A 14,562-nucleotide genomic window follows, 5' to 3' on the forward strand; every position below is an offset into this window, starting at 1 on the left:
CGAGGCGCTGAGCCGGTTCACCGATTCGGCCCGCCGTGTACCGCCCGGCCGCCGGACACCACGCGTGACGACATCTGTGCGGCGGGCACCGGAGCGGAACGAGCACGCCGCAGGACGAGTCGGCGATACCAGCCATGGCCCTCCGGACATGCTCGGCGAACCGGACATGCTCGGCGAAGTACGGATGCGTATCGCCGTTGAGCTGGGCTATCCGTCCGACATCGGGGCTCAGTGCGCTGCGGTGCGTCGCGAGGTCATCGAGCAGCTCAGGACATGGGCCGGCATGGATGTCTCCGAACTCACGGTGTCGGTCGAGAAGTTGCACTCGGTGCACTCGCGGCATGGAGACCGGGAGAGAGTGAGATGAGCGCGAACACCAGACGGCAGCCGACCGGCGATGGCGAAGTTCCCTCCGGTACGGGACACGCAACTTCATCCGCAGGTACCCCCACCGGCGGCGCGACAGCAGCGGTCCACGGATCGGGCCGGTCGGCGCGCCGCTTCTGGTCCGCGCGACGGATTCCCGCAGCCATCGTGGCGTTGCTGTCCGTCGCAGGCATTGGGCTGCTCCTGTACGACGTGGTCTCGGTGCGTGCAGGCCGGCCCGGGATGAGCTGGCGACGGCGGCTCGCCGAGGAACTGGCCACGCGACCGCTGCACGACATCTGGATGACTGTCGGGGCCGCGGTGGCGATGGCCCTTGGACTGTGGCTTTTCCTGCTGGCGGTGACGCCGGGACTGCGCAGAGTACTACCCATGCGGCAGCCCACCGGAAGCGCCGGAACAAGGGAGGTCCACGCCGGGCTCGACCGCCACGCAGCCGCACTGAATCTGCGCGACCGGGCCGTACGGGTGTCCGGTGTGCAATCGGCACGGGTCGATTTCGGCCGCCGGAAAGTCAAAGCCCGGGCACAGGCACATTTCCGCGATCTCAACGAGGTCCACGCGGATCTGGATGCCGCGCTGAACGAAGCCGTGACGAACCTGGGTCTCGCCCGGACGCCCACGCTGGATGTGCGCGTCCGGCGCCCGAAGAAGGGGTGAGGTGTCCCATGCTCAAGGCAGTGAACCGGGTGTTGCTGGGACTGCTCGGCCTTGGACTGTTCGCCCTGGGCGGCGGCGTGCTGCTCGGTGGGCTGGATCTGCAGAGCCACTGGGGGTTCTACATGCCAGGCTGGTGGCCCTTCCGAGGCCCGGAGGATGTCGTGCTGGGCACCTGGGGACGCGCCCGGTGGCGGGAGGAGGACTGGTGGTGGCCGGCCGTCATCGCGGTTCTCGTCGTGCTTCTCGCGCTGCTGCTTTGGTGGCTTCTGGCGCAGTTGCACAGACACCGGCTGGGCCAGGTCCTCATCGAGAGCGAAGGTGACGCGGCGGCCCGACTCAATGGACGTGCGCTGGAGGACGCAATCGAGGAAGAGGCGCAGGTGCTGGATGGGATCTCGCAGGCCCATGTGCGGCTGACAGGTCGGCGTGCTGCTCCGGCCGCACGAGTAAGGCTGTTGCTCAAGCCTCACGCAGAACCGGTGCGGACTCTGGAGCAACTGAGCGGGGAAACGCTCGCACACGCACGGGACTCGGCAGGCCTGGACCGCCTCCCGTCGGAGGTCAGGCTCCGGGAAGGCCGCCACCGCGCCCGCCGCGTTGCCTAGGTGTTCTGTCCACGGGAGTTGGTGAGGGTTATGGCACGGATGTGGTGATCTTGAACGAGTGAGGCCTTCTGGTCCGGTGTGGATTGCGATACCTCCGTCGGCAGGAGGCTCTCCTGCGGGGGTGGCGAACGATCTGTGCCACTCACGTTGTTGAGGTATCTGGTGGGCTGCTGAGAGACGGCCTGTCTTCGAGGGTGATGTCGATGCCGTTCAGTGCGCGCTTCGGTGCGGCCTTTGTTGAGGATGGACCGCGGGCCTCGACCGTTCGGCAGAGGCTTCTGCAGCTGGCGCGGTCTTCGGCTCGAACGCACCTTCACGGTGCCTGGGCACGGCGGTCTTCATGGGGTCGAAATGTCGGTCAGTACGGTCTTGGAGCGGGTCCCGTTACGCGAGATGCTGCCATAGAGCTTCGTGCGGACGAGGCCATACCTCTCGAATTGAATCGCGCTTTCAGGATGATTTTCGGAAGCTGAATGAGTCGCGTCGTGGCGTCGCTGGCGACGAGGGCTCGGACGATGATGACGGCCATACGGAAGCACCGGGTGTGCCTGTTCTCGTGGCACATCCCTTTTCCTGGACTGGTGGACGAGCTCCTCGCGCGGTCTGCATCGCGGTGCATACGTGTGAGGCGCATACTAAAAAGACCTGGGAGAACGGAGGACGCCATGATCATCCTCGGCGTCATTCTGCTGGTCATCGGTCTGTTGGCCGGCATATCGATTCTGTGGACCATCGGTATCGTGCTCGTCGCGATCGGCATCGTTCTTTGGATCCTGGGTGCCGTCGGGCATGCAGTGGGCGGTCGACGGCACTACTGGTAGTGCCGCTTGCTCCGGTTCCTCGTGCACGCGGCCACTGTGATGTCCAACGGCGGCTTTGATCCGGGCGTACTCGGACGCCGCGTGCTGTTCAGCGTCCCGGAGGGGAGCACACATGGCTGTACGTCATCAGCTCATCGCCCGGGATCCGTCCGTGCTCTGGGCGGTTCTGGAGGACGAGAGCCGCTACGCGGACTGGGTGGTGGGGACCTCGGACTCCGCCCCGGGCAAAGGGCATTGGCCGGAAGTCGGATCGTCGATCAAATACACGGCGCGTGTCGGGCCGAAGGAGTTCCACGGACACACGACGGTCCGTCGTCTCGACGCCCCGCGCGCACTGGAACTCGAAGTGGACGGGGGACCGTTGGGTACGGCACGGATCGCTTTCGACATCCGGCCGTGGGGCGAGAAGACCCTCGTCATTCTCGACGAGCATCCGCTGCGCGGCCTGGGAGGGAGTCTCCACAACACAGTTGTCGACGCCCTCGCGCAGATCCGGCACCGCAGCATGTTGCGGCGACTTGCGGAAGTCGTCGAAGGAATGCCTCAGGACACGGGGTGATTGACGGGCCGAGAGGACCAGCCCCAACTACCGGTCAGTTGAATGGGTCCAGTAGCTCAGCGAGACGCTCGGCTGGGGTTGCCCAGGCGAGCGTCTTTCGTGGTCGGCAGTTGAGTCCGGAGGACACCGCCTCCAGCTGTTCAGGATTGTGGGACGGGTCAATGTCCCTGGGGAAATGCTGTCGCAGCAAGGCCGTTGGCCTCTTCGAGCCGTGCCGCCCGGGGCCGGCCGCATAGCGGAAGTGGACCGAATGCCTGTGGACTTGGTGCACGGCTGGTGGGCCGCCACCCCCACGTCCTGGTCACAGGGCAGGGAACGCCGAAGGCGCGGCGGAAGAGGATTGGACGGTCGTGGTCGGAAGCGTTACGTGTGGCCAGGAAACCGTGGTCGCACGGCAGATGGAGGATGAGCCTGTGCCGTCGTCCGATGCACCCCCAAATCATCGATCCCCACAGCAGCCGCCCACCCCGGCTGATGCGCCTCTAGCTTTTGCTCAAGGTGCGAGGCGCCCGATACCGATCAGACTTGAATGCATGGCAGAAGAACGACAGCCCTACGACGAAAGCCACGACTTCCCAAACGCGGCGGAGCGATTTGGAAACGCGCGCCGCGAACACGTCAAGCTACGTATTGTGGGCTGGTGCCTTGTTGCAACTTCGTCGCCGCTGCAGGCAGTCACGTTGAGGCCGCCGGAGTCCGGCCATGGGATTGATCACGGGACTGCTCACGCTCTCTGTCGCACCGGTCAGCGGTATTCCGCGGTCTGATCGGGGCGGCGGAAGCTCAGCGACACTGCCGAGCACGAACTGTACGACTCGGGAAGAGGAAAGGCTACTCGACCAGCCAGGTCGGCCCCGCACCGAACGATCGAAGGTGACGCACTCATGGATGACACAGCCAAGGTGACCCTCGCGGCCGCAGTAGTGGGCGGCTACGTGCTGGGCCGGACGAAAAAGGGCCGGCTTGCCCTGACCATTGCAACGTACCTGGCGGGAAGACGATTCGGCCTGGAACCCCGACAGCTCGCCGCCGAAGGGATGCGCAGACTAGGAGAGATTCCCCAGTTCGCCGAGCTGCAGGAGCAGCTGAAAGGGGAAGTCTTCGACGCAGGCCGTAAGGCAGTGGCTGCCGCCGCCGACCGGGGCATGAGTTCGCTGGCCGACGCCATCAGCGACCGTACGGCCCGGCTCGGTGAGAAGCAGGATGAGGGGGAGGAGGAGGGGGACGAGGAGGAGTACGAGCTGGAAGAGGGAGGCGCGGAGTACGAGGAAGAGGAGGAACCGGAAGAGGAAGAGCCGGAGGCCGAGTACGAAGAGGGCCAGGATGAGGAGGAGCAGCCAGAAGAGGAATACGAGGAGGAAGAGGAAGAGCCGGAAGCGAGGCAGTCGAAGCAGCGCCGCAGTTCTCGTCAATCAGCCCAGCCCAGAGGAGGCGCGGCGCACGAGAAGGCCGCTCCCGCTCGTGGAGAGAAGCCACGGACAGGCAAGAAGTCTGCCGCCCGGAAGACGGCCCCGGCGAAGAAGACGGCTGCGAAGAAGGCTGCTCCGGCCAAGAAGTCCGCCGCCCGGAAGACGGCCCCGGCGAAGAAGACGGCTGCGAAGAAGACTGCTCCGGCCAAGAAGTCCGCCGCCCGGAAGACGGCCCCGCCAAAGAAGACGGCTGCAAAGAAGACCGCTCCGGCCAAGAAGTCCGCCGCCCGGAAGACGACGTCGTCGAAGCGAGCAGCGTCCAAGCGCGCCGATCGTCGGAGGTAGTCAGTCATGACCAGGACGGAAACAGACCAGGCCGCAGCAGAAAAGTCGGGTGTGGATCGGCTTCGCGAAGAGGCGTCCAACTTCCTCAGCGCACAGGTGGAGAGGCTCGCCGAGAAGGCGGGCGAAAAACTGACCGACGTCACTGGGCAGCTCACCGATGTGGCCGAGAGCGGATCGCTTCCCGCGATCGGCTCCCGCATTCTCCAGGGCGACTCCCCGCTGAAGGCATTCGTCGGAGAGAAAGCCAAGGGCGTCAAGGACAAAGTCGTGGGGAAGGTCAAGGAGGCGTTCGGCGGCGGAAAGGGGAAACGCAAGTCGAGCGGCGGCAAGGTCATGAACATCATCGAGGTTCTCGATGTGGGAGTGCCCTTGCGTGTCGCGTACGACCACTGGACGCAGTACGACCAGTTCAGTAGCTTCGCGAAGGGCGTTCGCGACGTCTCGAAGAGCGATGAGATGTCCAGTGACTGGAAGGTCAAAGTCGGCCCTTCCTCGCGCAGCTTCAAAGCGACTGTCCAGGAACAGATTCCCGACGACCGCATCGTTTGGACATCCGAGGGAGCCAAGGGAACCACCCGTGGTGCGGTCAGCTTCCATGAGCTGGCACCCAGCCTGACTCGAATCGTCCTGGTCGTGGAGTACTACCCGTCCGGGTTCTTCGAGAAGACGGGCAACCTGTGGCGCGCCCAAGGGCGTCGCATGCGACTCGACTTCAAGCACTTTCAGCGATACGTCTCCCTCGCCCAGGAAGAGCCCGAGGGCTGGCGCGGTGAAATCCGGGACGGTGAAGTCGTTGTGTCCCACGAAGACGCCATGGAAGAAGAGGAGGCAGCCGAGCAGGAGGACGCACAAGGCGAGGAGGCCGAGGACGAGGGTTCCGAGGACTACGAGCCCGAGGACGAAGACTACGAGGACGAGGACGAGCCCGAGGACGAGGACGAGCCCGAGGACGAGGAGGAGCCCGAGGACGAAGACTACGAGGACGAGGACGAGGAGGAGCCTGACGACGAAGACTACGAGGACGAGGACGAGGACGAGGACGAGGACGAGGACGAGGACGAAGAAGAAGGAGAAGAAGGCGAAGAAGAGGAAGAGGAGGACGCAACCCCCTCTCGGGGACGAGGACGACGGCGGTGACGCCGTGACTGGCGACGCCTTCAGACAGGGGCCTACCCGTTTCGGGGCCGCAGGCCACCAATCTTGTCGGGCCGCAGTTCAGGCCTCCCTGAGAAAGGAGTTCGTGCACAGCCTGATGCCGTTAGCGGACACCGGCGAGGATGCGGCGCGGACGGCCGTTGACGTCCGTGGTTCCGTCCGGGGCCAAAGGTGCGGCTCTGCTCCGGAAGAGGCGCGCCAGGAACTTCCGCGGATAGGAATGCAATTGCTCCCGCCACGCATACTGCTCCGGCCACCTCGAAGGGCAGCTCCGTGTCCGTCACGAAGGGCGGGTCGAGCCCTGCCTGCCGTGTGGCGTCTGCCTTGTCCCTGACCGCATCGATGTGCTGCGGATCCCGTGTGTAGGTGTAGGCAGGTCAGTGCTCCAGGGCGGCGTCGATGTTCAGTTCGGCACAGAGCGCGGCCGTCCGGTGGAGCGGGTCCTGTTGTCATAGTGCGTACAGTCGGCGCTGCGGGCGCCGTGCTTCGCTTCCAACCGCGCGTACACCAAGCCATGCGCAGCCGCCAGTTCGGCGGTGGTGTATCCGGGCACGCCTGCGGCGATCCGGACCGCCTCCAGGACAACAACGTCCACACCTGCCCGGACCAGTTCCCATGAGGTGCAGAGGCCGGCGATGCTGCCGCCGATGACTGCGACGTCTGTGGTCAGATCGGTGCTGGGGGCGGACAACCGGTACGCGGCGTGGTGGCGATCCAGTACGCCGCGTCAACAGTCCGGTGTTCTGCAGCCACGAGACTGAGGCAGGGTGCTGGTGCCGAAGAGGTGCCTCCGAACTGGTCGCCGAAGGCACCTCCAGCGCAGAAAAGCTCCTGCTGCAAGTCTCTGAGTGGCGAGACTCTGCCGGGCTACCAGTAGTGCTTCGACCAGCGACCGCGTGCCCCAGCGACCCCAAGATCCACATGGCAACCCCGATAGCTGCGAGAACTATCCCGATGGTCCACGGTGTGGAGATTCCGGTCACGAACCCGGCGAGAAGCAAAATGATTCCGAGGATGATCACGGTGTCTCCGATCTGGCACATATCCTCATTTATTACGGTGACCCCTGTACACCGCAAGGGCAACTGCTCAGAGAATGGGCACATGCGCCTGCCGTGAACTGTTCTTCAGTGCCGGATCGTCGGAGAAAAGGTCAACGAGAGCGAACTCCGGCGTTTCATCAATTGCAAAACGCGCGTTACGCTGGTCGCCTTTTGCATTCGTCACCAGCGCCCAGGGCCTCAGTGAAAGCGGTCCCTTCCTCGGCGGATAGCGTGCCACCACCCCTCACGTACGGCGTTTCTTATGCGGCAGCAATGACGCTATGCAGCCAGTGGGGAGGCTGGGGCACGCGGCCAGGAGGGTGCGTCCGGCGCTGAAGCAATGTGCGAGCTCCGAGATGCGGCCAGCCCAGGCCGTATATCATGGAACGGCGTCTTGTGAAGGTGACGTGGGCATCATGTCGTCTCCGATTCCGGAGCGGGAACATGGCCGTAGGCGAAGAGGACGAGACAGGGCGCGTCCGGCGTCCGTCCAGCAAGAAGCCCGTCAAGAAGACCGTCAAGAAGACCGCCAGGAAAGCCGGCGCCGCAGGGGCCGGCAGCCGCACGAACGAAACGAAGCGTGTGGCCCGTCGGGTTTCGGCCCCGCGAGCAATGAAGTATGCGGCTGAGCAGCTCCAGGAGCTTCTGGGGCGAGCACCCGAGTCCGTCTCGGCGGTGAAGCCGACGGAGGGCGGCTGGCAGGCGGACGTGGAAGTCATGGAGCTGGAGCGTATCCCCGGCACCACCAGCGTGATGGCGAGTTACCGGGTGACGCTGGACGAGGAAGGTGAACTGCTGGCGTACGAGCGCACCCGCCGCTACACCCGAGCCCAGATCGACCCGCGTGGCTAGGGCCGGAATACCACTGGCGGCCTCGTCCGGAGCCACGTGTGAGCTGCCGAAAGGAGGCACCATGACTATGGTGCCGCAGGGCGGAGGAACCGTTTCCAGGGCCGGCGGAGGAGGATCGGGGAACCTTTACGACATCCTCGAGTTGATTCTGGACCGCGGCCTGGTGATCGATGTCTTTGTACGCGTGTCCTTGGTGGGCATCGAGATCCTCAAGATCGATGCCCGCATCGTCGTGGCGAGCGTGGATACCTACCTGCGCTTCGCGGAGGCCTGTAACCGCCTCGACCTCGAAGAGGGCCGCAAGGCTCCGTCTCAGCTGACCGACCTGGTCGGTGAGGTGACCGAGGGCGGAGCGCATGGCAAGGCGAAGGGTGCGCTGAGCGGGGCTGCTGACGTGCTGACCGACGCCCTGAAGGGAGGGCATGACGACGAGGAGGCCGAGCAGTCAGAAAAGAGGCGCAAGGAACCCGAGGAGAGGCGGGAGCGGCCGCGGCGTCGGCCTGCCGCCCGACGCCGCGAGGAGTGAACCATGGCCGTATACGTGTATTCCATTGTCCTGGCCACCCATCCGCAGCGCTTGGACGGCCTCCACGGGGTGGGGGACCCGCCGGCGACCCTCCGCACAGTGCGCACCGAAACGCTGTCCGCGGTCGTCAGCGACGCGCCCGAGGAGCTGCGTCCCAAACGCCGAGACCTCGGCGCGCACCAGGCCGTCCAGGAACAGCTGATGGCCGACGGCACCGTTTTGCCACTGCAGTTCGGCTTCACCACCGTGGACGACGAAGCTGTTCGAGCGGTCCTGGAGGACGGTACGGACAACTTCAGCGAACGCTTGCGGGCGCTGGAGGGCTGCGTGGAGTACCACCTGAAGGCCGCCCAGGACGAGGATGCGCTGTTGCGCCAAATCCTTCGGGAGTCCGATGAGGCGCGTGAGCTCAACGAGGAGATCAGAAGCGGACGCGGCAGCCCGGAACTGCCGCTCGCCCTCGGGGAGCTCGTCTCCCAAGAGGTGCAGGCGCGGCAGGATCGGCTCGCCGTCACAGTCCTCGACGCGTTGCGCGGACTCGCGCGGGAAGAACGCTCGTCGAAGCCGACCGGGAACGACTTCTTGAATGTGTCCTTCCTTGTGGAGCGGGACCACGAGAAGACCTTCCTCGGTGCGGAACAGGATATCGCCAAGGAACTGGGCGAGGACTTCGACCTGCGACTGGTCGGCCCGCTGCCCGCCTACAGCTTCGTCTGAGGAGTCCTCATGGGACTGCTGACTCAACTCGCGACTCTTCCGCTGGCGCCGGTGCGTGGCGTGGCCTGGGTCATGGAGCGCGTCGTCGAGGCCGCGGAGAACGAGTACTACGACCCAGCCCCCGTCGAACGGGAACTCGCCGCACTTGAGCGAGCGCTCGTGGCGGGAGAAATCGACGAGGAAGCCTTCGACCGGCGCGAGGACGAGTTGCTGGACCGGCTGGACGAGATCAGGGCCCATGTCCAGGGCGTCGATACCTGATCGCGCAGCCGGTGGAACGGGCGCATTGCCACGCGCTCCCGTCGAAGCAACGGGACACCAGGGAATTGAGGTGCAGGGGCCGTGACCGAACCCGTCGCCAGGAGGCTGGGCGACCTCCCGTCCAGGTCCGCCCCGTACGGCCAGGGCTCCTCGGCCAATCTCGCCGACATCCTGGAGCGTGTCCTGGACAAAGGCATCGTCATCGCAGGCGATATCCAGATCAACCTCCTGGACATCGAACTCCTTACCATCAAGTTGCGCCTGCTGATCGCTTCGGTGGACAAAGCGAAGGAAATGGGCATTGACTGGTGGGAGCACGATCCCTCACTGTCGTCACGCGCCAACGACGGCCGCTCACTCGCCGAGGAGAACAAACGGCTGCGGGCAGAAATCACGGCGCTGCGCGAGGACCGTGAGTTGCCACGGGTCAGGGACGAGGAGGACCGCCCTGCGGCTCCCCGGCGCACCTCGCGCACCTCACGCACCAAACGAGCAGATCCCAGCCCCCGCAGCGAGAGGCGGGACGAGCCATGACCGCCACGATCTCCTACGTGTACGCCATAGCACGGGACGCCGACGGATCGCTGGACGAAGCTCTCTCCGGGCTCCCCGGAGTGGCGGAGGCGCCGGTGCATCTAGTGCGCGTAGAAGACAGCGACGATGTGGTGGTCGCCGTGAGCCCGGTACCCGAGCGGGACTTCCAAGAAGCCGCGCTGCGAGCGCATCTTGAGGAATTGGACTGGCTGGAGTCAGTGGCCCGCGCCCATCACCGGGTGATTGAGGCCTTGGCCGCCCGCACCGCCGTCCTGCCACTGCGTCTGGCGACGGTATACCTCGACGACGAGCGGGTGCGACTCATGCTCCGGGCTCGCCATGAGGCGTTTGCCGGCAGACTGAGCGACCTGGCGGCGCAGGTGGAGTGGGGCGTCAAGATCTATGTCGAAGCAGCCACTGAGGCCGAGAGGCCGGCAGGCCCACCCGCTGATGCGGGTCTGAGCCCCGGGCGGGCCTACCTCAGCGAGCGCAGAGCACAGCGACACGCCCGCGAAGACGCCTATCGGGGCGCCGAACAGGCGGCCGAGCGGGTCGAGGCCGCCGCCCGTGCTCATGCGGTTGATCGCGTCCAGCACCGGCCGCAGCAAGGCGAACTCGCCCGCGGGCCGGGGGAGAACGTCATCAACGATGCCTACCTTGTGCCGCTGCAACAGGCCGAGGATTTCCGTGCTGATGTCATGCAGGCCGCAGAAGGACTACCCGGGGTACGCGTCGAAGTCACCGGGCCGTGGGCCCCGTACTCCTTCGCCACCCTCGCCGAAACCGAACCGTTGAAGAGGGCCACGTCGTGAGGGCGGCGGGCAGGCCGGGGACCGCGCCGGAGGAGCCGCTGCCGCAACGGCAGATCGCACTGATCGACCTGCTGGACCGGTTGCTCAGCGGAGGCGTGGTGCTCACCGGTGACGTCGTGCTCTCCATCGCCGATATCGACCTCGTCCGCATATCGCTGCGCGCGCTGATCGTCTCCATCAGCGAACAGAATCCTTCCCCGTGGCATCCCATCTCAGCACCCAGGGGAGACGACGATGTCAGGTGAGGAGCGTCTGCCCGGAAGTCGCCTTGACGAGATCGCCGATGCCGCCGACCGCGCCTTCCGCATGCTGCCCGCAGTGCCGCAGGACATCCTGCCCCGGGGCGGTGCGGAGGCGCGAAGGCCGGCCCATCGGATCACTACCGCCCCGGACACGGTGGAACGGGACCTGATCAAACTCGTACTCACACTCGTCGAGCTGCTACGGCAGCTCATGGAACGGCAGGCCCTTCAGCGGGTCGACGCAGGAGACCTCACCGAGGAACAGGAGGAGCGCCTCGGCGCAACTTTGATGATCCTGCACAGTCGTATGATTGAACTCTGCTCTCGGTACGACCTTTCCATGCAAGATCTCAACTTGGATCTCGGACCTCTCGGAACTCTGCTGCCACCACCCGAATGACGTCAGGGAGAACGAAATGGGTATCGGAAAGAAGTCAAAGAACATTGGCGAAATCGCGGAGGGGAAAACAAAGGAATCGGTCGGGCGGGCCGTGGGTAACGAAAGATTGGAGGGAAAGGGGAGGGCCCAAAAGGTGAAGGGCAAGGTGAAGCAGGTCGTCGAGAAGGGCAAGGACACCTTCAGGCACTGAAAGAAAGACACGCCGCACCGACCCGCTGCCACACTCCGAAAAGGCGGGCCGGCGTTCGGTGGAGCAAGTGCCGATTCGTTGCAATCGACGCAACCGGCGACGGGGCAGTGCGCCCTCGTAGTGCGAGACGCTGAGGAGGGCATTTGTCTGCGCTCACATCATGTATGTACCGGGTGACACACAGTGGGCTGCTCAAACGAATGCGCCCGGCGAACGTCTCCGTAACCATCAACCACGGGCCATTCTTTTGTCGTCGTACCCCGGCGGTTATGGGAATGCACTGACCGGTCGGAGTCGCGGAGTCGCCGTACCCGTCTGCTCCGAGTCCGAAGCCCTGGCGAAGTTCTCCGACCTCTACTCGATGCGGAAATCCTGCTTGTGAGCGATCCTGATTCCGGTGTGAACGAGGTGGAACGCGAAACCGGAAGACCCGTCGCAAGCGATGGACATGCCAAGGAAGGGAAGCACCGTGAGGCTCCCGGAAACCCGAGGCGAGGTGTCTGCCGCTCTGATCGAGGCGCTCGGCCGGGAACCGGGTCGGCGCAGCCTGCCCGACGTACATCTGGTAGCGGGTACTGACCCGTACGACGACGACCTCCAACTCGCGCTGTACCTCTGCTACGAGTTGCACTACCGCGGCTTCGACGATGTGGACGGCGCCTGGGAGTGGGATCCGGAACTGCTCAGGGTACGTGCCGCGCTGGAGCGGGAGTTCATGGCGGCTTTGCGCGCTGACGTGCCGGTGGCCGAGGATGTCGGCAGCGCGCTGGACGAACTCGTCCTGGAGCCGGCGGACGCCGACGGCGTGTCGTACTTCCTGCGGGACGAGGGCGAGCTGTGGCATCTGCGCGAGTACGCCGCCCACCGCTCGCTTTACCACCTCAAGGAGGCCGATCCGCACGTGTGGGTGATCCCGCGCCTGACAGGCAGGGCCAAGGCGGGAATGGCCGCTGTGGAGTACGACGAATTCGGAGCTGGACGGGCGGAACAGGTCCACTCGAAGCTGTTCGCCGATCTGATGGCGGACCTCGACCTGGACACCTCGTACGGGCGCTACCTCGACGCCGGCTCACGCCAGATGCTCGCGACCGTCAACCTCATGTCACTCTTTGGACTCCACCGGTCACACCGTGGTGCGTTGGTCGGTCACTTCGCCTCGGTGGAGACCACATCGCCACCGGGGGCGCGGCGCCTCGCTCAGGCATTGAAGCGGGCCGGGGCCGGGCCCGCGGCCGTCCACTTCTACGCGGAGCATGTGGAGGCCGACGCCGTGCATGAGCAGCTCGTACGGCATGAGGTCGTCGCCGGCCTGCTCCAGGAGGAGCCTGACCTGGCACCGGACGTCGCCTTCGGTATCGCAGCCACGGGATGGTTGGAAGACCGGTTCGGGGAGCAGTTGCTCTGCGCATGGCGGGGCGGCGAGTCCTCAGTCTGTGTGCCGCTCTGAGGCCGACGGTGGGGCGTTCGGCCTCTTCCGGCCGCGGTGGCTCGTGTCGCACCAAGGGAAGATGAGGCTCCGCCGACAGGTGCACAGCGCGACGACAGGCCGGTCCGAGCGTGCGATGCGGCCGTCCTCCTGGACCACTTCGACCGGCCCCTCCACGAGCATGGGTCCGCCCGGCTCCTGCATGACGCGCCGTGCGGCTGCCCGCGGTGCGGTCTCCGGTTCAGTGCGGTCGTTGTGCACGGATCACCACCAGTTCCTCTGCCTCCTGGCCGTGCTCGATCAGGCCCTGGGTCTCCAGCCAGCCCGCCCGTTCTCGCAGGACAGGCCCGAAGGGAACGGACCGGCGGTCGGTCACAGCCACGTCCAATCCGGCTTCGGCCAGCCGCGCCAGGGTCATCGCCGGGCTGCTCAGCACGGAGTGGACCGCGAGCAGCACACCTCCGGGGCGCAGCAGAGAGGGGCCCCTGGCGCAGAGCCGGTCGAGCACCGCCCGGCCGTCGGTCCCCGCCTCCCAGGCCCGAGCAATACCGCGGCGCGGCATGCGGACGTTCGCGGATGGTACGTACGGCGGGTTCGCCAGCACGAGGTCGAACCTCAGGCCGGTCGCAGGCTCCGTCAGATCACCGCGGCTGGCCCGGATGGCCCGCGCGTGCCCCGACAGCAGTGCGTTCAGTCGTGTCGTGAGTACCGCCGCGGCCGACGTGTCGATGGCGATCACGTGGGCAGCGCCGTGGCGGGCGGCAGCGATCGCCACGGCGCCGGTACCGGTACCCACGTCGAGTACCTTCGCTCCGGGTGACAGATGCTCGCGCCGCAGAGCGGATATCAGCATGGCTGTGTCTTCCTGTGGCGTGTAGACACCCGGAGGCTGGAGGAGTTTCACTGTCGCGTCCGGCTCTCAGAGATCACGCTGGGCCGGCAGAAGGGTCTTCTCCGCCCAGTCGAGCAAGGGCTGCTGATGGTCGCCGACAGCAGGCGGCGCCGCGCCTCGGGGGCCATGAACCCGGATGCGGTCGCCCTGGGTGCGCGACCCACAACGCAGGGACTACCGTCCGGCCTTCTTCAGCCGCTCAGCCGCCTTTGCCGCGGTCTCCTGGGCCTTGCCTGCCATCTGCTCGCCGCGTCCCTCAGCCTTCATGTCCTTGTTGTCCGTGGCACCGCCGACGGTTTCCTTCAGCTTGCTCTTGACCTGCTCGGCCTTCGCCTCTGCCTTACCCATGACGATTCTGTCCTTCACCGTGGGGATGACGTAACCCACCTTCCGTCTACCACTCCGAGGTCGCAATCGGTGAGGCGCCGCGCTCGCGAGCAACTGGGGGGAAGAGCCGCGGGAGCGGCACTCTCCGATCAGTCGGGCGGCTCGGGGACCGGGCGAGAACCGGGACCCGGCGCCGGGGGCGGCTCCGAGTCCGGCTGGGGCTCGGGTTCGCCGGGACCTGGCTCGGACGGCGGCTGCGGGTCGTGCGGCACCGGATCCGGCCGACTGGGGACCGGCTCGGGACCCTCGGGGGAAGGTTCTGTGGTCATCGCTCTCGTCCTTTCTCGCGTCGCTGCCTCGCTACACCCCGGCGGACCGACCGCGAGTTGAGCGAGGTCACCT

Annotated in this window: 22 protein-coding genes; 17 read left to right on the top strand and 5 right to left on the bottom strand. The window is 65.9% G+C overall.

What is annotated here, in order from left to right; genetic code table 11:
* Positions 1-148 precede the first annotated feature (148 nt).
* The 7 genes from ACWCPY_RS04895 (at position 149) to ACWCPY_RS04925 (ending at position 5,920) form a co-directional block, all read left to right on the top strand.
* Entirely contained in the window at positions 149-367 is a 219-nt protein-coding gene (locus ACWCPY_RS04895) for a hypothetical protein (protein ID WP_451262892.1), read from the top strand.
* Positions 364-1,044, top strand: coding sequence for a DUF6286 domain-containing protein (locus ACWCPY_RS04900; protein WP_451262893.1), 681 nt, complete (start codon positions 364-366; stop codon positions 1,042-1,044). Before ACWCPY_RS04895 ends, ACWCPY_RS04900 begins: the two co-directional genes overlap by 4 nt.
* A gap of 8 nt (positions 1,045-1,052) precedes the next feature.
* Positions 1,053-1,649: an alkaline shock response membrane anchor protein AmaP gene (amaP, locus tag ACWCPY_RS04905; RefSeq protein WP_451262894.1), complete on the top strand. Its 597-nt coding sequence runs from the start codon at positions 1,053-1,055 to the stop codon at positions 1,647-1,649.
* A gap of 665 nt (positions 1,650-2,314) precedes the next feature.
* Entirely contained in the window at positions 2,315-2,470 is a 156-nt protein-coding gene (locus tag ACWCPY_RS04910) for a DUF6131 family protein (RefSeq protein ID WP_391745480.1), read from the top strand.
* Positions 2,471-2,582: 112 nt separating this feature from the next.
* On the top strand, positions 2,583-3,029 hold the full coding sequence (locus ACWCPY_RS04915) for an SRPBCC family protein (protein WP_451262895.1): 447 nt from the start codon (positions 2,583-2,585) through the stop codon (positions 3,027-3,029).
* A gap of 884 nt (positions 3,030-3,913) precedes the next feature.
* The gene (locus tag ACWCPY_RS04920; protein ID WP_451262896.1) at positions 3,914-4,783 is read left to right on the top strand and encodes a histone protein; all 870 of its coding nucleotides are present in this window, start codon (positions 3,914-3,916) and stop codon (positions 4,781-4,783) included.
* A gap of 6 nt (positions 4,784-4,789) precedes the next feature.
* The gene (locus ACWCPY_RS04925; protein ID WP_451262897.1) at positions 4,790-5,920 is read left to right on the top strand and encodes an SRPBCC family protein; all 1,131 of its coding nucleotides are present in this window, start codon (positions 4,790-4,792) and stop codon (positions 5,918-5,920) included.
* A 421-nt stretch (positions 5,921-6,341) separates the two neighbouring features.
* Here ACWCPY_RS04925 and ACWCPY_RS04930 read toward each other — a convergent pair whose 3' ends face one another.
* Positions 6,342-6,629 (bottom strand): FAD-dependent oxidoreductase, encoded by a 288-nt coding sequence (locus tag ACWCPY_RS04930; protein WP_451262898.1) that lies wholly within the window; start codon positions 6,627-6,629, stop codon positions 6,342-6,344.
* Positions 6,630-7,027: 398 nt separating this feature from the next.
* Positions 7,028-7,219 (bottom strand): hypothetical protein, encoded by a 192-nt coding sequence (locus ACWCPY_RS04935; RefSeq protein ID WP_451262899.1) that lies wholly within the window; start codon positions 7,217-7,219, stop codon positions 7,028-7,030.
* Positions 7,220-7,425: 206 nt separating this feature from the next.
* Between ACWCPY_RS04935 and ACWCPY_RS04940 the strand changes: the two genes are divergently transcribed.
* The 10 genes from ACWCPY_RS04940 (at position 7,426) to ACWCPY_RS04985 (ending at position 12,962) form a co-directional block, all read left to right on the top strand.
* Positions 7,426-7,833 (top strand): gas vesicle protein GvpO, encoded by a 408-nt coding sequence (locus ACWCPY_RS04940; RefSeq protein ID WP_451262901.1) that lies wholly within the window; start codon positions 7,426-7,428, stop codon positions 7,831-7,833.
* A 61-nt stretch (positions 7,834-7,894) separates the two neighbouring features.
* Positions 7,895-8,359 (top strand): gas vesicle structural protein GvpA, encoded by a 465-nt coding sequence (locus ACWCPY_RS04945; protein ID WP_451262902.1) that lies wholly within the window; start codon positions 7,895-7,897, stop codon positions 8,357-8,359.
* Positions 8,360-8,362: 3 nt separating this feature from the next.
* The gene (locus ACWCPY_RS04950; RefSeq protein ID WP_451262903.1) at positions 8,363-9,076 is read left to right on the top strand and encodes a GvpL/GvpF family gas vesicle protein; all 714 of its coding nucleotides are present in this window, start codon (positions 8,363-8,365) and stop codon (positions 9,074-9,076) included.
* A 9-nt stretch (positions 9,077-9,085) separates the two neighbouring features.
* Positions 9,086-9,337 carry a gas vesicle protein GvpG gene (locus ACWCPY_RS04955; RefSeq protein WP_403774516.1) on the top strand — a complete coding sequence of 84 codons (252 nt, stop codon included), beginning with the start codon at positions 9,086-9,088 and terminating at the stop codon, positions 9,335-9,337.
* Positions 9,338-9,418: 81 nt separating this feature from the next.
* Positions 9,419-9,871 carry a gas vesicle protein gene (locus ACWCPY_RS04960; protein ID WP_451262904.1) on the top strand — a complete coding sequence of 151 codons (453 nt, stop codon included), beginning with the start codon at positions 9,419-9,421 and terminating at the stop codon, positions 9,869-9,871.
* Positions 9,868-10,683, top strand: a complete 816-nt coding sequence (locus tag ACWCPY_RS04965) for a GvpL/GvpF family gas vesicle protein (protein WP_451262905.1) — start codon at positions 9,868-9,870, stop codon at positions 10,681-10,683. Before ACWCPY_RS04960 ends, ACWCPY_RS04965 begins: the two co-directional genes overlap by 4 nt.
* Complete coding sequence (locus ACWCPY_RS04970; protein ID WP_451262906.1) at positions 10,680-10,928, top strand: gas vesicle protein; 249 nt, start codon at positions 10,680-10,682, stop codon at positions 10,926-10,928. The genes ACWCPY_RS04965 and ACWCPY_RS04970 overlap by 4 nt, the downstream gene beginning before the upstream one ends.
* Positions 10,918-11,325 (top strand): gas vesicle protein K, encoded by a 408-nt coding sequence (locus ACWCPY_RS04975; protein ID WP_403774528.1) that lies wholly within the window; start codon positions 10,918-10,920, stop codon positions 11,323-11,325. The genes ACWCPY_RS04970 and ACWCPY_RS04975 overlap by 11 nt, the downstream gene beginning before the upstream one ends.
* Positions 11,326-11,341: 16 nt before the next feature.
* Complete coding sequence (locus tag ACWCPY_RS04980) at positions 11,342-11,515, top strand: CsbD family protein (protein WP_266735693.1); 174 nt, start codon at positions 11,342-11,344, stop codon at positions 11,513-11,515.
* A gap of 442 nt (positions 11,516-11,957) precedes the next feature.
* Positions 11,958-12,962, top strand: coding sequence for an iron-containing redox enzyme family protein (locus ACWCPY_RS04985; protein ID WP_451262908.1), 1,005 nt, complete (start codon positions 11,958-11,960; stop codon positions 12,960-12,962).
* Here the strand turns inward: ACWCPY_RS04985 and ACWCPY_RS04990 are convergent.
* The 3 genes from ACWCPY_RS04990 to ACWCPY_RS05000 form a co-directional block, all read right to left on the bottom strand.
* Positions 12,942-13,145 carry a CDGSH iron-sulfur domain-containing protein gene (locus tag ACWCPY_RS04990; RefSeq protein WP_451262909.1) on the bottom strand — a complete coding sequence of 68 codons (204 nt, stop codon included), beginning with the start codon at positions 13,143-13,145 and terminating at the stop codon, positions 12,942-12,944. The genes ACWCPY_RS04985 and ACWCPY_RS04990 overlap by 21 nt on opposite strands.
* Before the next feature lie 37 nt (positions 13,146-13,182).
* Complete coding sequence (locus ACWCPY_RS04995) at positions 13,183-13,845, bottom strand: HemK2/MTQ2 family protein methyltransferase (protein WP_451262910.1); 663 nt, start codon at positions 13,843-13,845, stop codon at positions 13,183-13,185.
* Between the two features lie 162 nt (positions 13,846-14,007).
* A complete protein-coding gene (locus tag ACWCPY_RS05000) occupies positions 14,008-14,181 on the bottom strand; it encodes a CsbD family protein (protein ID WP_451262911.1) in 174 nt (57 codons plus the stop codon).
* Positions 14,182-14,562 lie beyond the last annotated feature (381 nt).

It is taken from the genome of Streptomyces sp. NPDC002403, assembly GCF_053593015.1.